We start from the raw sequence: 25131 nt of genomic DNA on the forward strand, positions 1-25131 counted from the left end.
AGAAAGCTCGTAAAACATAACGTTTTACGAGCTTTTTCTATTACTCAGCTTCAGAAACAACTGTGAAGCGTTCATTTACATGTTTTGGATTTTCGATTTCATCAAGTGCTGCTACTGCGAAGTCTTCATAACTTACGTAGCTATCACCTTTTGAGTTCACAAGAAGATTGTCTTCACCAGCTGTATAAGAACCAGTACGTTTTCCTAGTGCGAATAGTGCAGAAGGGCTGATGAACGTCCAAGTAATATCGTTAGTTTGTTGCAGAATTTCTAAGTTTTTACCTTGGTTTTGAGCAGTTGCAAGGTATTCATTTGGGAAACCTGGTGTATCAAATACACGTGTTGTTTTCTCTTCGTCTACAAATAAGCTTCCAGCGCCGCCAACTACAAGTAATTTTGTGTTAGGTGCACCTTTCATAGCTTCAATTAGTACATTTCCTGCATCTACGTGAAGATGTTCTTGTCCTGCTGGAGCACCAAATGCATTTACAACTACGTCGAATGCTTGTAGGTCGTTAGATGTAAGAGTGAATACGTCTTTTTCTAAAACTTTTACGTTTTCTTCTGTAATTTTTGCAGCGTTTCTTACGATTGCAGTTACTTCATGTCCGCGATCTAATGCTTCTTTTAAAATACGACTTCCTGCTTTACCAGTTGCTCCAATAATTCCGATTTTCATAATAAATCCCTCCAAAGTGTTTTGTTAAAGTGTATATCTTAAAGTGAATGAATGTGTTGTAATAAGGTTTGTTACAACCTGATGTAATCATTATAGTTACAGGTTGGCGTTTTTGTCAATGGAATAGTTTGTAGATTTACTTTTTATTTTAGTATGCACAGTTAGAGGGAGGAGAGTCATAAAGATATTGTTACTTCGTGTCTGGCTAATATTTGGAAATTGCAAATTGTCGAAAAATGTTGATTTTTAAATGTTTTTTAAATATAATTCGTTTTATGGAGAAAAGGAGGGGTTAATTGTATGAATATTTTAGAGCAATTTGTTTCATCAACGAATACAATTCTTTGGTCATATATTCTTATTGCAATGTTAATTGGTTTAGGTCTTTATTTTTCTATTAAATTGAAATTCGTACAAATTACTCATTTAGGGGAAATGGTTCGACTAATGAGTGATGGATTAACTGGAAAGACGCGTAAAAAAGGTAGTGTATCTTCTTTCCAAGCGTTTTGTATGAGTTCAGCAGCTCGTATTGGAATCGGGAACTTAGCGGGCGTAGCGTTAGCTATTTCTATGGGAGGACCTGGAGCTGTATTTTGGATGTGGGTTATTGCGATTGTCGGAGCGTCTTCAAGTTTCGTGGAAAGTACGCTTGCACAAATTTATAAAATAAAAGATGGCAGTGGCTTCCGTGGTGGTCCTGCTTATTATATGGAAAAAGGTTTAAATAAACGTTGGATGGGAATTTGGTTCTCTATCCTTATTACAATTAGTTACGGATTAATTTTCAACTCCGTACAAGCAAATACAGTTACATTAGCATTTAAAAACGCTTTTGGTATTGAGCGTTACGTTGTTGGGATTGTATTAGCAGTATTAGTTGCGGTTATTATTTTTGGTGGCGTGAAAAGTATCGCGCGTATGTCTGAAATGATCGTTCCGCCAATGGCACTTATTTATATTGCAGTAGCAATTTTCGTTGTTATTAAAAATTATTATTTAATACCGGATATGTTTACAGAAATCTTTAAAGGTGCATTTGGTTTAGATTCAGCTGTAGGTGGCGGTATCGGTGCTGCAATGAAGTATGGTATTCAGCGCGGGTTATTTGCGAACGAGGCAGGTATGGGTAGTGCGCCGAACGCGGCAGCAACAGCTGATGTAACGCATCCAGCAAAGCAAGGTTTTATTCAAACAATTGGCGTATTAGTAGATACATTCTTAGTATGTACATCGACGGCATTTATCGTACTATGTTCTGGTGCATATAAAGCAACAAATTTAGAAGGTATTGAGTTAACGCAAAATGCATTAAGTTCACAAATTGGTCCGTGGGCAAGCAGTTTCTTAGCAATTATTATTTTCTTATTTGCATTCAGTTCTCTTCTAGGAAACTACTATTATGGTGAAACGAATATTGAATTTATTAAACAAAGTAAAACTTGGTTAACAATTTACCGTATTGCGGTAGTTGCAATGGTGTTATTCGGTTCTGTTGCAACACTTCAAGTTGTATGGAATATGGCGGATTTATTTATGGGACTAATGGTAATCACAAACTTAATTGCGATTACGCTTCTTGGCCGATTTGCATATGCTGCTTTGGCAGACTATGTAAGGCAAAAGAAACAAGGAAAAGATCCAGTCTTCAGTGCAGATTCTATTCCGGGTTTAACGAATACAGAGTGTTGGGATAAGCCAGTGGTAACGGATAAAGAAAAAGCAGTGTAATGAAAAGGCGAGCATCGAGATAAATTCGATGCTCGCCTTTTTTGTTGTAGTAAATGATAAAGAGGGTGGGAGGTAATTATTAATATAATTTTTTGTTCATTCATTCCTCTCGTTATTTGTAGGAACGTACTGTCTTAAAAGTATGACTGGTCGAATAGGATGAGTGATTGAGTATTGGGTAAATGCACGTACTGGTTATATTTTTACGTAAAAAAATACATATGTTAAGGGAGTTAACGTGATCATGTTATAAAACCTAACATAAAGTTCTTGATTACTAAAAGTTTTTAGAATATAATTTTCTTATTGTGAAGAAGAGGGGGCAATGCAATTATGGATTTTTTAACTAATGTAATTGGGGATATAAATAATGTTCTTTGGTCATATATAATCATTGCGATGTTAATTGGGTTAGGACTTTACTTTTCGTTTCGTGTGAAATTTGTCCAAATTCGTTACTTCGGTGAAATGATTCGATTGCTTGGGGATGGGGCAAGTTCGAAAACGAGGAAAGCACAAAAAGAGAAGAGCGGTGTATCATCATTCCAGGCTTTTTGTATGAGTACAGCTTCCCGTGTAGGTACTGGTAACTTAGCTGGTGTAGCTATCGCAATCTCAGCAGGTGGACCAGGAGCAGTATTTTGGATGTGGTTAATCGCGGTAATTGGGGGTGCTTCTGCATTTGTAGAGAGCACATTAGCGCAAATTTATAAAGTAAAAGATGGGAATGCGTTCCGTGGTGGTCCAGCGTATTATATGGAAAAGGGTTTAAAGAAACGCTGGCTAGGAGTTGTCTTCTCTGTTCTAATAACAGTTAGTTTCGGATTAATTTTCAACGCCGTGCAGTCAAACACAGTAGCGGCGGCTTTTGATGGAGCATTTAACACAGATGGTAAGTTTGTAGGTCTGTTTATGGCTGGTTTACTTGCAATTATTATCTTCGGCGGAGTAAAGCGTATTGCACGTGCGGTTGAAATGATTGTTCCAGTAATGGCAATTATATATGTAGCAGTGGCATTATTCGTTGTTGTAACAAACATTACGGCAATTCCGTATGTATTTAAAGAAATTTTCTTACATGCTTTCGGAATTAAAGAAGTAGTGGGCGGGGGATTAGGAGCTGCGATTTTACTAGGGGTAAAGCGTGGATTATTCTCAAATGAAGCAGGTATGGGTAGTGCGCCGAACGCAGCTGCGACTGCAAACGTAACGCACCCAGTTAAACAAGGTTTCATTCAAACTTTAGGGGTATTTACAGATACATTATTAATTTGTAGTTGTACAGCATTTATCATTCTTTTATCAGATGTGCATAATGCAGCTGATTTAAATGGTATTCAATTAACGCAGCAAGCATTAAGCCAACATATCGGACCGTGGGCGTCTATATTTGTAGCAGTTGCAATCTTCTTGTTTGCATTTAGTTCATTAGTAGGTAACTACTACTATGGTGAAACGAATATTGAGTTTTTAAATGGAAGTAAAGTTTTACTAAATGCTTATCGAATTGCTGTACTTGGTATGGTTATGTTAGGATCTGTAGCAACAATTCAAATCGTTTGGGATTTAGCAGATTTATTTATGGGGATTATGGCTGTTATTAACTTAGTTGCGATCGTATTTCTTTCTAAGTATGCTTTCGCGGCATTATCAGATTACGTAAAGCAAAAGAAACAAGGAAAAGATCCAGTATTCTATGCGGAGTCTATTCCAGGTTTGAACAATACAGAGTGCTGGGATAAGCCAGCAGTAGCTGATAAAGAAAAAGCAGTATAATGAGGTGAGCATCAAGTGAAACTTGATGCTCATTTTTTGTTTTATCCCGCTATTTGTGAACAGTAAAACTCTCGATTGATGCGGGCTGATAATCAGTGGGGATGACACTGATTAAAGTTTCGCTATATAATGTAAAAGACGAACATTAATGAACGTTTTATAATAAAATGTAATTTTTTAAAGAAAAGTGCGGATATGAGTTGTGATTTATGTTAGAATGGAAAATGCCTTTGAAACAAGAGGTTTTATGATCTTTCCTATCCGATTGAAGGTTTTGGAGGAGAAATGGAAAGTTCGGATTATTTCTTATTTTGAATGGTCAGACGTTCAACGTTAATGAAGAGTTAAATGGAGGATTTTATTAATGAAGTTTGTTATGTTTCTTGTAGGATTGCTCGTTGTATTCGTACTCGGTTTTCTTATAAGTGCCGATCGAAAGAAGATTAAGTATAAACCAATCGCAATTATGCTTGTTATTCAGCTAGCGTTAAGTTATTTCTTATTAAATACGCAAGTTGGTTATATTTTAGTAAAAGGAATTTCAGATGGATTTGGCGCGCTTCTTGGGTATGCGGAAGCTGGAATCGTTTTCGTATTTGGCGGTCTTGTTAATAAAGGAGAGGTTTCATTCTTCTTAACAGCGTTATTACCAATCGTATTCTTTGCCGTTTTAATCGGAATTCTGCAACACTTTAAAATTTTACCGATATTTATTCGTGCTATTGGTACTGCGCTAAGTAAAGTAAATGGTCTAGGAAAACTAGAATCATATAACGCAGTAGCAGCTGCCATTGTTGGGCAAGCGGAAGTATTTATTACAGTAAAAGATCAATTAAGTAAAATCCCAAAACATCGTTTATATACATTATGTGCATCTTCCATGTCGACAGTATCAATGTCAATCGTAGGTTCTTATATGAAAATGATCGAACCGAAATATGTAGTAACAGCACTTGTATTAAATTTATTTAGTGGTTTCATTATTATTCATATTATTAACCCGTACGATATTACAGAAGAAGAAGATACACTGAAATTAGAAAATAAGAAAAAACAGTCATTCTTTGAAATGCTAAGTGAATATATTATGCTTGGTTTCACAATCGCGATTACAGTAGCAGCAATGTTACTTGGTTTCGTAGCATTAATTACAGCAATTAATAGCTTGTTTGATTCAATGTTCGGTATTACATTCCAAGCTATTTTAGGATACATTTTCTCACCATTAGCATTCGTAATGGGTATCCCGCAAGCAGAGATGGTAACAGCGGGACAAATTATGGCAACAAAATTAGTATCAAACGAATTTGTTGCGATGCTGGATCTTGGAAAAGTAGCTGGTGATTTATCAGCTCGTACAGTTGGTATTCTTTCTGTATTCCTTGTATCATTTGCGAACTTCTCATCAATCGGAATTATCGCAGGTGCAACGAAAGGTATCGATGAAAACCAATCAAATGTTGTATCATCATTCGGTCTACGCCTTGTGTACGGTGCGACATTAGTAAGTATTCTATCAGCGATTATCGTTGGTGTTATGTTATAAAAAAAGGATGGCTCTAGCTCATAGCTAGGGCTATTTTTTTTATGGTAAATTTGCATGAAAAAACCAATTAATTAGGAATATATTAACATATAAAAATCTTTTAAAATTTATATTGCATTTCGCCTAGATAACGCTTACAATTTGATTTGTAGGTGGTATCAATTTCAGACTTTCAAGTATGGTAGGAGAGAAGAAGCTACCTTTTATAAATTGCAATTTATGTAAACGCTTACTGATTTTAGAAAGCAGTTGAATAATATTTAGGGGTTTTAAATTTTTTTAACATCAATGGTCAGACGTCATTCGTTATACGTTATACGACCGATAATTCGTGGGAGAAGTGGAGGATTCACATATGAAGATCGTAATGTTTCTAGTCGGTTTACTTGTAGTATTTGTACTAGGGTTCCTTATCAGTTCAGATCGTAAGAAAATTAAATATAAACCAATTGCACTTATGCTTGTCATTCAATTGGTACTTGCGTATTTCTTACTAAATACAAAGGTCGGATTTGTATTAGTAAAAGGGATTGCAGATGGGTTTGGCGCTATTTTAAAATTTGCGGAAGCAGGGGTTAATTTCGTATTTGGTGGTCTAGCAAATGATGGACAAGCACCATTCTTCTTAACAGTATTATTACCAATTATTTTCTTAGCAGTACTAATTGGGATCTTACAACACATTAAAGTATTACCGATTATCATTCGTGCAGTCGGTTTCCTATTAAGTAAAATTAACGGCTTAGGAAAACTAGAATCATATAATGCAGTAGCAGCTGCAATTGTTGGTCAAGGTGAAGTATTCATTACAGTGAAAGATCAACTAAGCAAATTACCGAAAAATCGTTTATACACACTTTGTGCATCTTCTATGTCAACAGTATCGATGTCAATCGTCGGTTCTTACATGAAAATGATTGATCCAAAATATGTAGTAACAGCACTTGTATTAAACTTATTCAGTGGATTCATTATCGTTCATATCATTAATCCATATGAAGTAAAAGAAGAAGACGATATTTTAGAATTACAAGAAGATAAAAAACAAACATTCTTTGAAATGTTAGGCGAATATATTATGCTTGGTTTCTCTATCGCTGTAACAGTAGCGGCGATGTTAATCGGTTTCGTAGCATTGATTACAGCAATTAACGGTGTGTTCGATTCAATTTTCGGAATCACATTCCAAAGCATTTTAGGATACGTTTTCTCGCCATTAGCATTCGTAATGGGTATTCCAACATCAGAGATGCTAACAGCGGGACAAATTATGGCAACAAAATTAGTAACGAACGAATTCGTTGCAATGCTTGACCTTGGAAAAGTAGCTGGTGATTTATCAGCTCGTACAGTAGGTATTTTATCTATCTTCCTTGTCTCATTTGCGAACTTCTCATCTATCGGAATTATCGCAGGTGCAACGAAGAGTATCGATGGCAAACAAGCAAACGTTGTATCTTCATTCGGATTAAAACTTGTATATGGTGCAACGTTAGTAAGTATATTATCAGCGATTATCGTTGGGGTTATGCTTTAATAAATTAAGAAAAGCAATGAGCGTAGGCTCATTGCTTTTTTATTTAACTTGCTCTATCTAAGTCTCTTTTAAATTGTGGTTTCTCCAAATAAGTTCCAAGCCTCCATATATACTCAACAGGACCCATTCGATATTTTCGCAGCCAATATGTGCTAACAAATAATTGAATTGTATAGATTCCAATCGTTAAAAGAATACCGAAGAAATATCCTATTTTACCGAATAAGCCAAAGCCGTATGCGTAAAAAATTGTTGTTGTGATAATAGACTGGGCTAAGTAATTACTAACCGACATTTTTCCCATATTGGCCATATATGTTAGTAGACGGGTTGCTTTTTTGTAATGGAATAATAAAATAATTGTGCTTCCGTAAAAGAAGGTCATGGTTACTGGTGTAAGGCCGTCTTGTAACATAAGTAAAATAGGATGTTTAACGAACATAGCTGAAGTTTTGATTGTAAAAGAGAAAATACCAGTAAGAAGCCAGACCTTTTTGACAGCAGAGATATGCTTATCAATCTCAAATAACCATCCTTTTTTTCCTACGTACATACCGATTAAGAAGAGTGGAGATAGGAAAATGAGTGTGAAAAGTGTTATAAAGGTTAATCCGAAGAAACCGTCAATGCCTATATATTCGAAAGGATTTTCAGTTAACCTAAAGTTGACATGATCCATATAGCTTCCAGTCTCATGAACTTTATGTTCTTTTTCAATATAAGGAGCAAAATCAGTAACATTTGTATTTGGGTCAGTTGAATAAGTCATAAGTGTAAGGAGTGCGAGTAGAACAGTTGCCCAAATTAATAATGTTTTTGGCTTTCTGTTTATAAACATCAGTAAGAAAATCCCGATGAGGCCATATGAGAATAAAATATCCCCGGACCAAATGAGCACGCCGTGAATAAAACCTAGTAGTAAAAGAATAAGAATACGACGTAAATATGTAGGGGAAAACTTTTTTCCTTTTGCGACAATGCTTTTTTGTAACAAAATAATGCTAAGACCAAATAAAAAAGAGAATAAAGAAATGAAATTTTGTGTGCCAAAAAATTGAATAAACCAATTAGCACCTTTATCGAGTCCGCCAAATATATAGGATGGTTTTTCATTAGCGAAGAACCCGAATTGAATTAATGTTATATTAACAAGTAAAATACCAAATAAAGCAAAACCACGCATTGCATCAACAACTTCTACACGTTGATTCATTTTTTCTCTCCTTTTATATTATTTTATATTGAAAATAATACCATTTTATAGTTGGCACTATGTCAAATACGAGGAAATTTAAGGTGATTTTAAGCTAAAGAGAAAATAAAAAATCACCTTAATACATTCATTAAGGTGATTGGAATACTATTCAGCTGGAGGCGTAAATGTACGTTTCTCTAATTCAGCATCTAGCATAAATAGTGCGTTTGAATCGCTTGTAATACGTTTTAATTTTTGGATGATGCTATCGAATGAAGATTCTTCTTCTACTTGCTCATCGACGAACCATTTTAAGAATGTAATTGTTGCATGCTCACGCTCATCCCAAGCGATATCAGATAAGTTGTAAATACGCTTCGTTACTTCACGCTCGTGCTCAAGTGCCACTTCAAAAGCGTTCAGTACAGATTCGTATTTGTTATTTGGATTATCAAATCCAGTAATAATAGCGCGCTCACCGCGGTCATTAATGTAGTTGTAAAGCTTCATTGCGTGGAAACGTTCTTCTTCAGCTTGTACAAGGAAAAAATTAGCGAATCCATCATAGCTCTCAGCTGTACAGTAAGCAGCCATCGCCATATAAGCATGGGCAGAGTAAAATTCAAAGTTCATTTGATCGTTTAATGCGTCGTGCAATTTTTTAGATAACATAAAATCCCCCTTAGTATTGTGACAAGAACATTATACCATAATTGATAATATTCTCATTTGGATACTTCGAACCTTTTCGAAAGCTTTGTGACGTGTGCCTCCATAATGTCTTGTAAATCTAAATCATATTTTTGTGAAAGAATAATAAGATTAGATAGTACATCACCAAGTTCTTCTTTTAACTCTTGTTTTAGTTCTTCTTCTGTTTTCACTTTTTCGTCAGGACGATCACGGCCAATTTCGATTGCACGAACAACGCGTGAAACTTCTCCAACTTCCTCTGTTAAGAAATTTAAGCGAATAAAGGAATTATACTGTGACCAGCTTCGTTTTTCGTAAAATTCCTCCACCCATCTTTGAAATGCGACGATATCCATTTCTCCCTCATCCCTTCAATATGTTGTACAATGTTCATTGTATCATAACAATATATAGTTTCGGGGTGTAGGAATGAGAAAGATTTGTGTGTTTGCAGGTTCCAACTTAGGAGAGAGACCAGAATTTAAAGAGCAAGCAATAGCGTTAGGGAGAATGTTTGTTGAGAACGACTATGAGCTCGTATACGGTGGTTCATGCGTTGGATTAATGGGAGAAGTAGCAAATGAAGTTCTTCGTTTAGGCGGGCGTGTAACAGGTGTTATGCCGCGCGGTCTATTCCGAGGAGAAATTGTACATACAGGGTTAACAGAACTAATTGAAGTAGAAACGATGCACGAGCGCAAAGCGAAAATGGCAGAGCTTGCGGATGCTTTTATTGCATTACCAGGCGGATACGGAACGTTTGAAGAGCTATTTGAAGTAGTATGTTGGTCACAAATTGGTATACATAATAAGCCGGTTGGTTTATTGAACATAAAAGGCTTTTATGGGCCAATTTTGCAAATGGTTGAACGTGCAGCAGAAGAAGGATTTATGAATCCATCAAATAAAGAGTTGATCGTTTCAGCTGAGACGGCAGATAAACTAATTGATGCAATCCAAAATTATGAGCGTCCTGTTTTAGGAACGAAGTGGAAGCAGCTATCATAATACAATTTTATAGATGTTTTTGGAAACACATGTCATTTTATCTTGAAAAGGCATGTGTTTTTAATTTGGTTAAATATGTTAATGTTAAGATGTAATGTTTTTGGAAAAGGAGAAATAGATGGAGGAGTTTGTGTATTTACGTCCTGTTTTTAAAAGTATTTTAGCAGCATCTATTCTTGTTATGCTAATTGTTTCAACACAGAAGAAAGAGCTAATTAATGAATTTTCGCTTTGGTTTATTTCGATATTGTGTATCGGTGTTGCCGCGATAACGTTGTTTATGTCGGGATTTATCGTTGATGAGTATAGTCTAGCTGGGGATGTACAGAGTTTTAGCATGTTTATTGCAATTGGTTGTATTAGCGGTTTAAATTTTATTATTTATTATAGACGGCAATAAAAAGAAGGCATTCCATATTACTTCGGAATGCCTTTATCATTTTGATTTTTATATAGATTTTTGGAAACACATGTCTTTTTTATCGTAAAAAGGTATGTGTTTTTAATCTGGTTAAATATATTGATAGTGAGATGTGAAATCGTTGGAAGAGTGGAAGTATAGATGGAGGTATGTTTTGCTGACTTAAAAAAGAACATCTGAATAAAAGGTAAGTAAGGAATTATTGAGTGACATAGAACTGTTCCGTTAAAGGGGCAGATTGTGGAAGATAGGGAATGTTTTTTATGAAGTTAATAGAGGTTTTTTTAATCGGAATCAGAATAAATTTTATAGATGTAATCCTTTATGAATTTTTAATCAGCTATGTATCATAATCTAATCATTAAAATGAAAATTGGAGGAGAAATGAGCATGGGTCGTTCTGTATTAAAAATGTATAACTACCACTTATGGGCAAATGAAGTTATTTTAAATCGCTTAAAAGAACTACCGCAAGACATTTTCCATAAGGAAGTTAATAGTGGTTTTTCTTCGGTGGCAAAAGTAATGTCTCACATATACCTTACAGATTTAGCCTGGCTCGAGATTATTTCTGGTAAAAGCATGAGTGATGCAATGGTACACACAGATCAATTGAAAGAACAGCTGGAAACAAAAAATATTGAGGAAATGGAAACTAGTTTTTATGAATTATCTAAAAGATATAAAGAACTTTTAAGTAGTCAACAAGATTATGAAAAAGTGTTTGAGGTTGATAATCCATACGCTGGGCACCTGGATACGACGGTTTCTGAAACAATACTACACGTCGTCACCCACGGAGCATATCACCGTGGGAATATAGCCACAATGTTGCGGCAAATGGGTCATACCTCTGTTATGCAAGATTTTGGACTATTTCTATATTCAAAATGAATTTTTTTTATTTACCATAGAGTATGGGTTTATATGATGTTTTTGGGGACGGCTTTTATTAGTGATTTAAGCTTAATTGTGTATTATACAAAAAGGCATTCCATATTACTTCGGAATGCCTTTATCACTTTTATTATTTTGTTTCTTATACAGGTACCAGCCACCCCAGCCGCCACCAATTGCTACAACAACGAGGAAAGCATAGTCTTTCACCTCGACACGTATATTGAAAATATTAGCTATAAGTAAGACAATCCCAACTGTTATTAACGCAAAAAATGCTCTAATTAAGTAGTCTTTCAACTGAACCACTCCCGCCATTTAAGTAGTAAATGATGAATATGGAAAAGCTTTTGGATCTATTTTACTAAAAGGTGTTACCTATATTTTAACATAAAAGGGATTGTAATATATTGATAAAAGTAGAGGAGAGAGGTGCTAATATTGTCGTGATTTGTCGGTAAGTCGATATATTGGGAAAATCGCTGATATAAATTTCATGTACTGATATGTGCGACCACTCCATAGAAAAAGCGACTCTGAACGAGCCGCTTCCGCTTTTAATGATATCCAGCTCCTGTGACTAGAACAGTCGGTCATTTCGCTCTCTCGCTCGAAGCAAAAAGCGCTTCAAGGTCGAGAGCTCCAATGTCCTGCGATTCTGAACAAGCCGCTTCCGCTTTAATTAATATCCAGCTCCAGCGGCTAGAATCTCCGGTCATTTCGCTCTCTCGCTCGAAGCAAAAAGCGCTTCAAGGTCGAGAGCTCCAATGTCCTGCGATTCTGAACAAGCCGCTTCCGCTTTTATTAATATCCAGCTCCAGCGGCTAGAATCTCCGGTCATTTCGCTCTCTCGCTCGAAGCAAAAAGCGCTTCAAGGTCGAGAGCTCCAATGTCCTGCGATTCTGAACAAGCCGCTTCCGCTTTTAGTTCTATTATTGATTCAAGAACGCGCGTAGCATCCAAGCGTGTTTTTCTAGTTCTGTGTAGATGCCTAGTAGTAGGTCAGATGTCATTTCGTCATCAGAGTTTTGAGCAATTTCCATGCCTTTTTTCAGTTCGACTAGCATCATTTCGTAGTCTTTCATGATTGATTCAACCATTCCTTCTGCAGTTTCGCCGTATGCTGCTTCTTGAATAGAAGATAGTTCTAAGTATTCTTTCATTGTTGCTACTGGTTTGCCGCCAATTGCTAAAATGCGTTCTGCAATTTCGTCGATGTGAGTAGCGGATTCTGTGTAAAGTTCTTCGAATTTCTCGTGTAATGTGAAGAATTGAGGTCCTTTTACGTACCAATGGAAGTTGTGTAATTTTGTGAATAAAACGCTCCAGTCTGCTACTTGTTTGTTTAATACTTCGATTACTTGTTTGTTCATTATGATCAATCTCCTTTTGAGTTGTTATGTTATATCAATTACTAATTTATAATCATTATAATATAGTAATTTGTATAAATCAACCCTTTTGCTGGAATTAATTTGAACAAATTATGAACTGTTATAAATAAAAATCCCTATTACTGTGGAGTAATAGGGATTTTGTTTGATATATAGCTCTTGTTCTAAACGAGCTGCTTTTGCTTTTAATTATTATACAGCCTTTTGCTTCTCTTCTATATCCTGTCCATCCCAGCACTCTGTATTCTGTAAGCCAGGGATAGAACTTGCAACGAAGACAGGATCTTTTCCTTGTTTCTTTTGCTTTATATAGTCCACTAAGGCTGCGTATGCAAACTTGCTAAGGAATGAGATGGCAATTAAGTTTGTGAATACCATTAGTCCCATAAAGAAATCAGCTAAACTCCAAACCGTTTGAAGGGCAGCGATAGATCCGAAGAACACCATTCCGACAACTGCAACACGATAAATCAGTAACCATGTTTTGCTTTCTTTAATGAATGCGATGTTTGTTTCACCATAATAGTAGTTTCCTAGTAAAGAACTGAAAGCGAATAGGAAAATAATAATCGCTAAGAAAGTGCTTGCCCACGGTCCAATTTGTGAACTTAATGCTCGTTGTGTTAATTCAATACCTTCTAAATTCGATCCTTTGTAAAGTCCAGAACATAATACGATAAACGCTGTTGATGTACATACTAAGAATGTATCTACGAAAACACCTAATGCTTGAACAAGTCCTTGTTTTACAGGGTGAGATACATCTGATGTTGCTGCTGCGTTAGGTGAGCTACCCATACCTGCTTCTGTCGCGAATAAACCGCGCTGAATTCCGAATTTGATTGCCGCTCCAATACCACCAGCGATAGCTTGGTCTAAACCAAATGCGCTGTTAAATATTTCTGTGAAAATGCTTGGTAACATATTGAAGTTGTTAATTACGACAAAAATAGCCACACCGATATAAATGATCGCCATTGGAGGAACAATCATTTCTGTAATACGTGAAATGCTCTTGATACCACCAAAAATAATAACTGCAACTAATAAAGCTAATAGAGCTCCTACGATCGTTCGCTCTAGTCCAAAAGCATTTTCAAACGCTATTGTTACTGTATTTGCTTGTACAGAATTGAAAATTAATCCGTACGCAATTGTAATAAGAAGTGAAAACCAAACACCCATCCAGCGTTTGTTTAATCCTTTTTCCATGTAATATGCTGGTCCACCACGGAACCTGCTTCCATCTTTTACTTTATAAATTTGCGCGAGCGTACATTCTACGAAACTAGTAGCTGCTCCAAGGATAGCGATAAACCACATCCAAAATATTGCGCCGGGTCCACCCATTGAAATGGCTAATGCTACACCAGCTAAGTTTCCGATACCGATACGTGCCGCTGCACTTAAGCAAAATGCTTGGAATGGAGAGATGCTATCTTTCTTTTTTTCTTTTCGATTAAACCCTTTACTAATTAAACTGACCATCTCACCGAAATGAGTAATTTGGACGAATTTTAATTTGAAAGAGAAATAAAGACCGAAGCCGATTAGCATTGCAATAAGAATATATGACCATAAAATATTATTCGTTACCTCAAGGAATCTGCTAAAGATATCAACCATATAATACACTTCCTTTTTTCCGTAATAAGAAAATTATATGCAAAAAATATATGAGAATCAATTTTTCTAAAAAATTATGTTACATAAACGTATTTTGTGTTATGATTATGTTACATCGTAATATTTTTAGAATTATTTACATTTTAAAAAACTAAATGTAAAGCGAGAAAGAGGGGATAATTTGAAAGAAGAAACTTTATTGAATATAAGCCTTAAGAGTTTGAAAATGAGAAGTAATATATTTTTTATCATTACATCTTTAAGTATCTTTTTAGGAGCCACTTATTATTACAATAAAAGATTTCCAAGTCATAGGTATCCTGAATGGTTAGAATTTCTAAAATTGATTGGATGAACAAAAGACAGAAAAACAGAAAATTAAAATAAAGAAGTTATGGAGGAGCTAAATATGAATATTAGAGAAAGTGAACTTCCGGGTATTGGTTATAAATTTCAAATCGTTACGAAAGGTAACGAAAAGATGGTGATTGTCATTCATGATGATGGGCGTAGAGAAATGTATCATTTTGATTCAGATCATGAAGAAAGCATCTCAAGTATTTCATTACGTGACTCAGAGGCGAGACAAATTGCAGCAATATTAGGTGGAATGGTATACAAACCTAGAGCATTAGAAAATGTTGAGATGGTCTTTGAAGGTTTAGCAATTGAGTGGTTTAAAGTGGAGAATGCAGCTCCGGCAATCGGAAAAACAATTGGCGACCTTGAAATAAGAAAAACATATAGCGTAACGATTATTGCAGTTATGAAAAAGAATATGAAAAAGCTATTCAATCCAGGACCAGAAACGGTAATTGAAGAAGGCGATATGCTTGTAGTTTCAGGTGAGAGAGAAGAAATTAAAAAAATTATTAATGAGTTACTTTCGAATAGGGGGACTGACTAGATGGATACGTTAATTTTTGAAGTTGGTACAGCTTTAGTTTTAGTGGCAATTGCGGCGGTAATTGCTGGAAAGTTTAAATTCTCAGTAATTCCTTTTCTAATTGTTCTTGGGATGTTAGTAGGACCGCACGCACCGACAATAGGTGTTATCGATCTCAAATTTATTGAAAGTGCAAGTGTAATTTCCTTCCTTGGACGGATTGGCGTTCTGTTCCTTCTGTTCTACCTAGGACTAGAGTTCTCGATGAAAAAACTAATTAAATCTGGACGTTCTATTGCGATTGGCGGAACAATCTATATTTTAATTAACTTTTCACTTGGATTATTATACGGATTTATAATGGGATTCCCTTTACTAGAAATCTTAATTATTGCGGGTATTATTACGATTTCTTCTAGTGCTATCGTTGCTAAAGTGTTAGTGGATTTAAGAAGAACTGGTAATAATGAAACCGAATTAATTTTAGGAATTATTATGTTTGAAGATATATTCCTTGCTGTATATTTATCAGTCGTTTCAGGCTTAGTTCTTGGGGATCATGCTTCATTCTTAGGTGCCCTTACTTCAATTGGAATCGCTTTAGGATACATGCTTCTCTTCTTTATTGTAGCTAGAAAGGCGACGCCGTTATTAAATAAATTGCTCAATATTAGTTCAGATGAAATTTTCATTATTGTAGTATTTGCTTCGTTATTCTTTATTGCAGGTTTCTCGGAAACAATTCACGTTGCCGAAGCAATTGGAGCACTTCTTTTAGGATTAGTTTTCTCTGAGACAGAGCATAGTGACAGAATTGAGCATCTCGTTGTTCCATTTAGAGACTTTTTCGGAGCTATTTTCTTCTTCAGTTTCGGATTAAGCATTGATCCGTTTTCATTAGGCGGAGCGATATGGTTAACGTTAGGTGCTGTCCTTCTTACAATCATCGGAAACTTTGTTGCAGGAATGATTGCAGGGCGACAAGCTGGATTATCTCATAAAGCGTCAACAAATATTGGATTAACAATCGTTTCAAGAGGAGAATTCTCCATCATTATGGCCAATATCGGCATCGCCGGTGGTTTAATGTCAGTCTTGAAACCATTCTCGGCACTATACGTGCTTATACTATCCATCTTAGGTCCACTTCTGACGAAAGAGTCAAAGAATGTATATAAATTTTTAAATAAAATCTTTAAGTGGGATACGAAGACTAACTAATTTTAAAAAAATAAAAGTACAAGATATTTACTGCTTGTACTTTTATTTTTTGCAATGAAAACAGTAAAGAGAGGTACATGATGTTAGGAGAGTTGATTCATTCCGTTTTAGTTTTTCTAGAAGGACTTGGTTATTGGGGAATTATGCTTGGATTGATGTTAGAGGTTATTCCGAGTGAAATTGTATTGTCTTATGCAGGTTATTTAGTATCAACAGGAAGCATTACGTTTTGGGGCGCTGTCGCGTTCGGTACAATTGGTGGTGTAATCGCACAACTATTCATTTATTGGATCGGTCGGTACGGAGGAAGACCCGTCCTTGAGCGATATGGAAAATATATTTTAATTCAAAAGAAACATATTGATTATGCTGAAGATTGGTTTAATCGTTACGGAACTGGCGTTATTTTTACAGCGCGTTTTATTCCTGTTGTGCGTCATGCTATTTCGATACCAGCGGGTATTGCGAAAATGTCACATGCTAAGTTTATTACGTTAACTACATTAGCTGTTATTCCATGGTCAATTGTATTTGTATATTTAGGTTTTAAATTAGGAACAGAGTGGGAAAGTATTAATAAAGTAGCTGGGCCATATGTGAAATACTTTGCACTTGCAGCTATTGTTTGTGCAATTGGTTACTTTGTATTAAAAAAAGTGATGAAAAAAAAGTGATTACGTAAAAAGAATCTATGCTGACATAGATTCTTTTTTTATTGTCATTTTTCGAAAGGGGAAAGAGTAGGTTTAATATTTTACATATTGTGGCATACATATAGGAAAAGGGAGTTTGGAAAGGGGATTATAGAGAAATGGAACTCCAGTTTCAAAATGTATATCAACAAGTTGAGAATTGGTATGTGTTGGATTCGGAGCTTCCTTGGGATGTCAAAAGGCTTAGAGATGATTTGTTTTCACTGATTGAAGTATGTAAAACACCAGTTGTTTTTTGTGATACGTGTGATGCGAATCATGTGCTTCTATCATTAGGAGAAGAAGAAGAGGAATTCTTATTCCCAGTAGGTGGTTTTTATCATAAAGAAAAACAATTAATTTTTGTTTGTATGTGGGAAGAGTATGAGCAGGTGCTCAAAACACTACTGCATGAGTTTCGTCATGCGATGCAGCATAAGAGAGAAGTATTGTATGTTGGAAGTGAAGTGTACGAAGATAGATGGATTGAGAAAGATGCGAGAAAGTTCGCGGAGAGGAAGTTAGATGAATATAAAAATAGAAAGTTAATGTAAAGCATAGTGGAGAAATGGCACTGTGCTTTCTTTATTGATTACTAAAAGTAAGTGATTGACTTTTATAAAGTTTAGTTCTAAACTAATGGTATGAAATGAGCGAGGTGATAGAATGAAGACAGAAGATAGACTCGGATTACTATTATGGTTTCGTTTATCACGTTTTTATAACAAAAGTATTCGTGAGACGAATCAGCATTTGAAAGAATGGAATGTATCTGCCGCTCAGTTTGATGTACTAGCTCAAGTTGGAGGACATAATCGTCTAACGCAGCAAGAGCTCGGAAATAAACTATTTGTTACGAAGGGAAATATCACGCAGCTATTAAATAAAATGGAGCAGCTGGAGTGGATTCATCGTGAACAAGAAGGTACTACAAAATATATTTCGTTAACAGAAAAGGGAAAAGCTTTATATGAAGAAATCGTCCCGCCTCAAGAAACGTTCCAAGCGGAGCAGTTTCAAAATTTAAATGTAGAAGAACAACATCAATTATTACAATTACTAAAAAAATTACAGTGAGAAAAATTTTAAAAATAAATCTTGAATTCGAGATAATATGAGGTGAAGGATATGTTTAGAAAAGTTGACCATAAAAATATGGGAAGAGCAAATCATGGTTGGTTAAATACACATTTTCATTTTTCCTTTGCGAATTACTATAACCCGAATAACATGAACTTTGGAGCATTGCGTGTAATTAATGATGACTTAGTAGCGGCACAAACTGGTTTTGATATGCATCCGCACCGCGATATGGAAATCATTTCGTACGTTGTAGATGGTGCTTTAACACATGAGGATAGCATGGGGAATCGCGGAACAATTGAGCGAGGACATGTTCAATATATGAGTGCTGGCACAGGTGTATTTCATAGCGAGCATAATTTAGGAAATGAAACACTACGTTTATTACAAATTTGGATTTTACCAGATCGTGCGGATCATAAACCAAACTATGGTGAGTTTACATTTGATTGGAGCAAGCGTGAAAATGAATGGTTCCATATGGTATCTCCAGTAGAAGGAGAGGCACCAATTCGTATTCACCAAGATGCGAATTTATATTCTTTATCGTTAGATGCTGGAAAAGAAATTCATTTCCCGGTGCAAGAAGGCCGTCAATTGTACCTTGTACAAATTGAAGGGAGTAGTGTAATAAATGGTGAAAATCTTGTTATGCGTGATGCAGCAGAAGCAGTAGAAGAAGATATTCATATTCAAGCGAAAGAGCAATCACACTATTTAGCAATTGAATTGAAAAAATAATAGAACGTTTATGGAAAAGAGGACATCGAATGGATGTCCTTTTTTTTTTGAGCGGAATTGTCAGAAAAAACTTTCTCAATATTTAGAAAAAGGTATTAGCCCAGAAAATAAGAATTGTATAAAAGTGTCAAAAATCTTTATGGGAATGGGGAATGTTATAGTGAAAAAGCAAGTCATTTCATCAGCATTAGCGTTAACTGTTATAGCCGGGGGATTTGGAACATTTGGAGCAACGACAACGAAAGCGGAAGAACAAAAAATTCAATATCATCAAGAATTTAAAACACCTGCATACATAGGTGAAGAATGGAAAGCACCGGAAGGACTAGATAAAAAAGAGACGGTCTTTCAATATTTAGAGAGTAAGAAAGATATGTTTAAATTAGCAGGAAATATTGACAAACACTTCAATGTCGTTGGGGAGGAAAAAGATGCTGAATCTGGTACGACACATGTGAAGTTAGTTGAAAAACATAATAATATTCCTGTGTATGGTTCAGATCAAACTGTTACATTAGATAAAGAAAATAATGTAAAAGCATTCTTCGGACAAGTTATTCCGAATTTAGATGATAAAAATATTCCTGCGTTTGCAAATATTAGCGCAGAGCAAGCAGAAACGATTGCAAAGGCAGATATTGAAAAAGAAGTTGGTAAAGTAAAGAATTATGACGGTGTGAAAAAAGATTTATTTGTGTATGAAAAAGATGGAAACTACTATCTTGCATATCTAGTTAAGGCATCGATTTCAAAACCAGCTCCAGGCTATTGGCATTATTTTGTTGATGCAACGAATGGAAATGTGATTGAGAAATATAACGCTGTAGATCACATTACAGGATTTGGTTACGGAGTATTAGGTGATAGACAATCATTTGAAATTGCTCAAGATGAGAAAACAGGAGCGTTCAACTTATTTGATGGTAAACGAGGACAAGGTGTTCACACATTTGATGCAGAAAATATGGATGAAAACTTGTTTAACTTATTCTCACAATGGCTTGGATATACAGGAGAAGAGGTTGAGAGTAAATCTAAGTTCTTCGAAGATAAGGCTGCAGTTGATGCGCATGTAAATGCAGGAAAAGTATACGATTACTACAAAAAGACATTTAATCGTAACTCTTTCGATGATAAAGGTGCGAAGCTGATTTCTACTGTTCACGTCGGAGAAAGCTGGAATAACGCAGCTTGGAATGGTGTGCAAATGATGTATGGTGATGGCGATGGAAAAACATTCATTCCATTATCTGCTGGACTAGATGTTATCGGTCATGAATTAACGCATGCTGTAACTGAACATACAGCAAACCTTGTTTATAAAAATGAGTCAGGCGCGTTAAATGAATCGTTATCTGATATTATGGGTGTCATGGTTGAGAAGAAGAGCTGGGATTTAGGTGCTGACATTTATACACCTGGAAAACCTGGTGATGCACTTCGTTCTCTGAAAGATCCAGCATCTATTCCAAATCCATTAAAACCAGGCGAAGGTTACCCAGATCATTACAATAAACGCTACACTGGAACAGCTGATAATGGCGGCGTTCATATTAACAGTAGTATTAACAATAAAGCTGCATATTTAGTATCTGATGGCGGAGAGCATTACGGCGTGAAAGTAGCTGGAGTAGGCCGTGAAGCGACAGAAAAAATTTATTACCGTGCTCTTACGAAATATTTAACTGCAAACTCTGACTTTAAGATGATGCGTCAAGCTGCTCTTCAGTCAGCTGAAGATTTATATGGTAAAAACTCTAAAGCTGTACAAGCTGTAACGAAAGCTTATGATGCAGTAGGCGTAAAATAATAAGAGAAAAAGACCTGACTAGGATGTCAGGTCTTTCTTTATTTAGTCGCGAATACCTAATGCGATTTTCGCCATACGTGACATGCGTTCTTTAGACCAGGGCGGATTCCAAACGACATTTACTTCTATTTCATTGACTTCAGGTACGTTCGTTGATAATACTTTTTTAACGTCTGATACAATTTGCCCAGCCATTGGACAACCGATAGAAGTCATCGTCATCGTAATGACAGCATTATTATTTTCATCTGCTGTAACGTCATAAACTAATCCAAGATTAACAATATCAACACCTAGTTCAGGATCAATAACAGCTTCTAAATTGGCATATAATTTATTTTCAAATGCTTCTTGAGACATAAATAGCACCTCCTACACATTTATGATATCGATTCTCATTATAACGGAAATGTGTATAATGTGCAGGAAATGAGCTCAAAAAAATATCCCTTTTGGAAGAGGGATATTTTTTTGAGCTATTCAGTTTTGAAATGAGATACGAGTTGATCTAATTCTTCAACTGTTTGTTTCATTTGTCTAGCGGTTACAGTCATCTCATTCATAGTAATGACCTTTTGCTCAGCAGATTGTGCTGTTGCTGCTGTTTCACTAGATACTTCAGTTGAAATAGAAGCGATGTTATTCAGTGAAGCGTTCATTTCTTCAGCGCTTGCAGCCATTTCTTCAGCAGTTGCTGAGATGTCTTGCATTTGAGTAGATACTTTATTTACTTGTTCCACAATCGTTGTGAAAGAATTGCCAGCTTCACGAATGACATGAATGCCTTCAAATGCCTCAGAACGGCCTTGGGACATCATAGAACTCGCAGTTTCAGTATCTTGTTGAATTTGATGTAGTAATTGGTTAATATCTGTTGCCGCTGTTTTAGATTGTTCAGCAAGTTTTCGAACTTCGTCAGCTACGACAGCGAAGCCTTTTCCTTGTTCGCCGGCACGAGCTGCTTCGATAGATGCATTTAAAGCAAGTAAGTTTGTTTGCTCTGCGATATTAGAAATAGATTGTACAGCTGTATCAATATATTTTGTGTGAGTGATTAGACGTTCGACTACTTCTGACGTAGCATTTACCGCGTCGTGTATCGTTGTCATTTGTGAAACAGATTTTTGAATAACAGTACTTCCGTCGTTAGCTTGTTCAGATGTAACTACAGCAAGCTCAGTTACAGATGTGGCAGATTCAGCAATGCGCTGAACACTCACTGCCATATCGTCCATTGCCGTTGAGCTTTCTTCCATGCTAGAGGCTTGAGATTGAATACTCGCATTTAAGTTGGACATCGAGCTTTGAACTTTTATTGTTGCCTCGCGTGATATATTCGTCTTTTCTAGCATATTTTCAGAAGCGTTTTGTACTTCCACAGATGTTTTTTGCACACGATTGATGATATGTTGTAGGTTTTCTAACATTTTATTAAAGGATGTTGCGATCGTACCAATTTCATCATTGCTATTTACTTGTAGGCGAGCTGTTAAGTCACCTTCTTGAGATGATAATTCTTTTAGCTTATTATCAATTTGTTGAATTGGTTTTACAAGTTTACCAGAGAACCACCATGCAAGAATGATAGCTACGATAATACAAATAACAAGTGATAAGAAGATAACATATTCAATTTGTAGTGAAGATTGATCAATTTTTTTGATAGATTCGTCACGTAACTTGGCTTGTTCATTACTATAATTTGTGAAGTCACCAATTACTTTATAAACGGCACCATTTTCTGCATAAGCTACTTGTAGAGCCTCTTCCCACTTTTGTTCTTTTGCAAGAGTGAAAACTTTTTCTTCAATAAATTTTCTCCAAGTCGATCCTGATTCCATTGTATCTTTCACGGATTGAGAAAGATTTGGATTAGAAAGAAGTTTATCTTTTGAATCCTCCAGACGTTTACTCATCTCATTAAACTTGTCTAATTCGACTTGATCATGTTGTAATAAATAACCTCTTAAAGCAGAAAGTTGTACCTGATAAGCGTCTCCACGTTCTTTCAATTCTGTTGCAAGGGGAGAAATTTCTTTTTGTAAAGCTTCAGCTTTATGAGATTGGTCAATAGCAAAAAATAAAATAAAAGCTAAGGCGATTCCAAATAAAGCGCAAATCGTTCCCATCATGAACATTAGTTTTTTTCGAATGCTAATAAAATTCATATGATAAAAAGCCTCCTTTGTGAAATCTTAGTATTAGAATTAATTAATGTAAAAAATCGAAAGAAAGCTTTACTCCTTCTGGAATAAAGCTTTCCTCTAGGAATTATAGCAGACGGAATGAGAGATAGAAAGAGATATTTTAAAGTAAAAAAAGAGAGATTGTAAATCCCTCTTTTTAATAGTTTGTAGGTCCTAGAAGTATAAATGAAAGTTTCGCTTTAAACGTTTGTTTTGAAATGAGAAACGAGAACTTCAAGTTCTTGTACGGTCGTTTTCATTTCAGAAGCTTTTTTAGCAACGACACTCATTTTATTTACTTGGTCACCAGCCGAAGTTGCTGTTTGTGATGTTTCGGCGGCAACTTCATTTGAAATAGAGGCGATGTTATTTAAAGCTGCATTCATTTCTTCTGAACTTGCGGCCATTTCTTCAGCAGTTGCAGACATTTCTTGCATTTGTGTAGAGACTTTGTTAATGTGGTTAACAATTTCCGAGAATGAAGATCCAGCGGTACGAATGACTGTAATTCCTTCAGAAGCTTCTGATTGACCTTGTGTCATCATTTCATTTGCTATTTTTGTGTCAGCTTGAATTTGATGAAGTAAATGGTTAATATCAGTTGCTGCTAGCTGAGATTGTTCAGCAAGTTTTCGTACTTCATCGGCAACAACGGCGAATCCTTTTCCATGTTCGCCAGCACGTGCTGCTTCAATTGAAGCATTTAAAGCGAGTAAATTCGTTTGTTCCGCGATATTAGAAATGGATTGAAGTGCAGTATCAATATGATTCGTATGTGTAATGAGTCGCTCTACTACTTGTGATGTAGCGTTAACAGCTTCGTTAATTGTATGCATTTGTGTAATAGATTTCTCAATGACTTTATTCCCACCATCTGCTTTTTCTGAAGTTGTAACAGCTAGGCTAGCAACAGAGGAGGCAGATTCTGCAATACGCTGAACACTCGTTGTCATATCGTCCATTGCAGTTGAACTTTCTTCGATGCTTGAAACTTGTGAACGAATATTATACGCAAGAGCATTCATAGTTTCTTCGGTTTTTGCTGTATTTTCCATAGAAGCAGTGGTTTCGATAAACACATTTTCAGACGCTTCTTTTACACTTGTTGATGTTTGTTGCACTTGTTTTATGATACGTTGTAAGTTAGCGAGCATGTGATTAAAGGAATTGGCGATATCACCAATTTCATCTTTACTCGTTACGTGTAATCTAGCAGTTAAATCGCCGTCTTGAGAAGCTAATTCTTTTAATTTCTCATCAATTTGTCGTATCGGTTTAACGAGTTTACCAGAGAACCACCATGCTAATAAAATAGATGTTAACGTACATGTAATGAGAGAGAAGAAAATAATATATTGAATAAGAGATGAAGAAGACTCTACGTCAGCAATTAATGCGTCACGTTTATCATTTTCTGCATTTGCATATTTCGTAAATCTACCTAAAAGATCGTTTACATAATCGGTTTGAGCTAAAGCGATTTTGGATGCTTCGTCCCATTTTCCTTCGCTAGCGAGAGGGAGGACTTCATTATCTATGACGCTTCGCCATTTTCCTCCCATTAAAATCGCTTCTTTCATTCCTTCTGGAAGTTTTTTATCACTTGTTACTTTTTCTCTAGTATCAGCTAGTTTTTTTCCTTCTCGGTTGAACTTATCTAATCCTTTTTGATCATGAGAGAGTAAATATTCTTGTAAGCCGGCTACTTGTGCTTGGAACCAATCGCCCCGTTCTTTTAAAATTGTTGCTCGTTTTGATACATCATTTTTTAACGTTTCAATTTCGCTTGCTTGGTTCATAGCGAATGAAAGAATAACAATAAGAGCAATACTAAATAAAGAAGAAATGCTTAAGAGTGTGAACAGTAGTTTTTTTCGAATACTAACATATTTCATCGTTACCCCTACCTTTAAAAACTATTTATTATGATTTATAAATATTAAGAACGAAATTAATAAAAACATCATTATGAAGTTTTTAATCTGTTCAATGAAAATTATAGCAGATAA

The 25131-nt window shown here is 35.7% G+C and carries 24 protein-coding genes; 14 read left to right on the forward strand and 10 right to left on the reverse strand.

The window, feature by feature from the left end:
* Window positions 1-40 precede the first annotated feature (40 nt).
* The gene (locus DN392_RS10080) at window positions 41-679 is read right to left on the reverse strand and encodes an NAD(P)-dependent oxidoreductase (RefSeq protein WP_048563494.1); all 639 of its coding nucleotides are present in this window, start codon (window positions 677-679) and stop codon (window positions 41-43) included.
* Between the two features lie 300 nt (window positions 680-979).
* Between DN392_RS10080 and DN392_RS10085 the strand changes: the two genes are divergently transcribed.
* The 4 genes from DN392_RS10085 (at window position 980) to DN392_RS10100 (ending at window position 7269) form a co-directional block, all read left to right on the forward strand.
* Window positions 980-2410 (forward strand): alanine/glycine:cation symporter family protein, encoded by a 1431-nt coding sequence (locus DN392_RS10085; RefSeq protein ID WP_088321304.1) that lies wholly within the window; start codon window positions 980-982, stop codon window positions 2408-2410.
* Window positions 2411-2743: 333 nt separating this feature from the next.
* Window positions 2744-4186 (forward strand): alanine/glycine:cation symporter family protein, encoded by a 1443-nt coding sequence (locus DN392_RS10090; protein WP_088321305.1) that lies wholly within the window; start codon window positions 2744-2746, stop codon window positions 4184-4186.
* A gap of 364 nt (window positions 4187-4550) precedes the next feature.
* Window positions 4551-5732: a NupC/NupG family nucleoside CNT transporter gene (locus DN392_RS10095; protein ID WP_000673848.1), complete on the forward strand. Its 1182-nt coding sequence runs from the start codon at window positions 4551-4553 to the stop codon at window positions 5730-5732.
* A 355-nt stretch (window positions 5733-6087) separates the two neighbouring features.
* The gene (locus DN392_RS10100; protein ID WP_000706847.1) at window positions 6088-7269 is read left to right on the forward strand and encodes a NupC/NupG family nucleoside CNT transporter; all 1182 of its coding nucleotides are present in this window, start codon (window positions 6088-6090) and stop codon (window positions 7267-7269) included.
* Between the two features lie 43 nt (window positions 7270-7312).
* Here DN392_RS10100 and DN392_RS10105 read toward each other — a convergent pair whose 3' ends face one another.
* From DN392_RS10105 to DN392_RS10115, 3 genes are all read right to left on the reverse strand, one after another.
* On the reverse strand, window positions 7313-8482 hold the full coding sequence (locus DN392_RS10105) for a DUF418 domain-containing protein (protein ID WP_064473124.1): 1170 nt from the start codon (window positions 8480-8482) through the stop codon (window positions 7313-7315).
* 147 nt (window positions 8483-8629) lie between these two features.
* Complete coding sequence (locus tag DN392_RS10110) at window positions 8630-9136, reverse strand: ferritin (protein WP_046955624.1); 507 nt, start codon at window positions 9134-9136, stop codon at window positions 8630-8632.
* Window positions 9137-9189: 53 nt separating this feature from the next.
* A complete protein-coding gene (locus DN392_RS10115; protein ID WP_000355764.1) occupies window positions 9190-9513 on the reverse strand; it encodes a MazG nucleotide pyrophosphohydrolase domain-containing protein in 324 nt (107 codons plus the stop codon).
* 73 nt (window positions 9514-9586) lie between these two features.
* Here DN392_RS10115 and DN392_RS10120 point away from each other — a divergent pair, with 73 nt between their 5' ends.
* From DN392_RS10120 to DN392_RS10130, 3 genes are all read left to right on the forward strand, one after another.
* Entirely contained in the window at window positions 9587-10165 is a 579-nt protein-coding gene (locus DN392_RS10120; RefSeq protein ID WP_074651380.1) for an LOG family protein, read from the forward strand.
* 118 nt (window positions 10166-10283) lie between these two features.
* Complete coding sequence (locus tag DN392_RS10125; RefSeq protein WP_048563497.1) at window positions 10284-10565, forward strand: hypothetical protein; 282 nt, start codon at window positions 10284-10286, stop codon at window positions 10563-10565.
* 411 nt (window positions 10566-10976) lie between these two features.
* Window positions 10977-11480: a DinB family protein gene (locus tag DN392_RS10130; protein WP_000533789.1), complete on the forward strand. Its 504-nt coding sequence runs from the start codon at window positions 10977-10979 to the stop codon at window positions 11478-11480.
* Window positions 11481-11585: 105 nt separating this feature from the next.
* Here DN392_RS10130 and DN392_RS10135 read toward each other — a convergent pair whose 3' ends face one another.
* From DN392_RS10135 to DN392_RS10150, 3 genes are all read right to left on the reverse strand, one after another.
* Window positions 11586-11783 carry a hypothetical protein gene (locus DN392_RS10135; RefSeq protein ID WP_000656328.1) on the reverse strand — a complete coding sequence of 66 codons (198 nt, stop codon included), beginning with the start codon at window positions 11781-11783 and terminating at the stop codon, window positions 11586-11588.
* 632 nt (window positions 11784-12415) lie between these two features.
* Complete coding sequence (locus DN392_RS10145; protein WP_001041898.1) at window positions 12416-12856, reverse strand: Dps family protein; 441 nt, start codon at window positions 12854-12856, stop codon at window positions 12416-12418.
* Window positions 12857-13069: 213 nt separating this feature from the next.
* Window positions 13070-14503: an alanine/glycine:cation symporter family protein gene (locus DN392_RS10150; RefSeq protein WP_048563498.1), complete on the reverse strand. Its 1434-nt coding sequence runs from the start codon at window positions 14501-14503 to the stop codon at window positions 13070-13072.
* Between the two features lie 409 nt (window positions 14504-14912).
* Here DN392_RS10150 and DN392_RS10155 point away from each other — a divergent pair, with 409 nt between their 5' ends.
* The 7 genes from DN392_RS10155 (at window position 14913) to nprB (ending at window position 20936) form a co-directional block, all read left to right on the forward strand.
* Window positions 14913-15410 carry a cation:proton antiporter regulatory subunit gene (locus DN392_RS10155; RefSeq protein WP_001026069.1) on the forward strand — a complete coding sequence of 166 codons (498 nt, stop codon included), beginning with the start codon at window positions 14913-14915 and terminating at the stop codon, window positions 15408-15410.
* Complete coding sequence (locus DN392_RS10160) at window positions 15411-16610, forward strand: cation:proton antiporter (protein ID WP_000380223.1); 1200 nt, start codon at window positions 15411-15413, stop codon at window positions 16608-16610.
* Between the two features lie 80 nt (window positions 16611-16690).
* Window positions 16691-17284, forward strand: coding sequence for an undecaprenyl phosphate transporter UptA (uptA, locus tag DN392_RS10165; protein WP_000900216.1), 594 nt, complete (start codon window positions 16691-16693; stop codon window positions 17282-17284).
* Window positions 17285-17421: 137 nt separating this feature from the next.
* Window positions 17422-17856 (forward strand): DUF3920 family protein, encoded by a 435-nt coding sequence (locus DN392_RS10170; RefSeq protein ID WP_000422829.1) that lies wholly within the window; start codon window positions 17422-17424, stop codon window positions 17854-17856.
* A gap of 112 nt (window positions 17857-17968) precedes the next feature.
* Window positions 17969-18379, forward strand: a complete 411-nt coding sequence (locus DN392_RS10175; protein ID WP_000845460.1) for a MarR family winged helix-turn-helix transcriptional regulator — start codon at window positions 17969-17971, stop codon at window positions 18377-18379.
* 51 nt (window positions 18380-18430) lie between these two features.
* Entirely contained in the window at window positions 18431-19126 is a 696-nt protein-coding gene (locus tag DN392_RS10180; protein WP_048563500.1) for a pirin family protein, read from the forward strand.
* A 160-nt stretch (window positions 19127-19286) separates the two neighbouring features.
* Window positions 19287-20936, forward strand: coding sequence for a neutral protease NprB (gene nprB, locus DN392_RS10185; RefSeq protein WP_033658961.1), 1650 nt, complete (start codon window positions 19287-19289; stop codon window positions 20934-20936).
* 42 nt (window positions 20937-20978) lie between these two features.
* On the opposite strand, the gene DN392_RS10190 is transcribed toward nprB, so the two are convergent.
* From DN392_RS10190 to DN392_RS10200, 3 genes are all read right to left on the reverse strand, one after another.
* A complete protein-coding gene (locus tag DN392_RS10190; RefSeq protein ID WP_000076427.1) occupies window positions 20979-21296 on the reverse strand; it encodes a metal-sulfur cluster assembly factor in 318 nt (105 codons plus the stop codon).
* Window positions 21297-21412: 116 nt separating this feature from the next.
* Window positions 21413-23104 (reverse strand): methyl-accepting chemotaxis protein, encoded by a 1692-nt coding sequence (locus DN392_RS10195; protein WP_088321306.1) that lies wholly within the window; start codon window positions 23102-23104, stop codon window positions 21413-21415.
* Window positions 23105-23322: 218 nt separating this feature from the next.
* On the reverse strand, window positions 23323-25017 hold the full coding sequence (locus tag DN392_RS10200) for a methyl-accepting chemotaxis protein (protein ID WP_048563501.1): 1695 nt from the start codon (window positions 25015-25017) through the stop codon (window positions 23323-23325).
* Between the last annotated feature and the right edge of the window lie 114 nt (window positions 25018-25131).

The sequence above is a fragment of the Bacillus sp. BB51/4 genome, from assembly GCF_008368845.1.
In the GTDB taxonomy this organism is placed as follows: Bacteria; Bacillota; Bacilli; order Bacillales; family Bacillaceae_G; genus Bacillus_A; species Bacillus_A wiedmannii.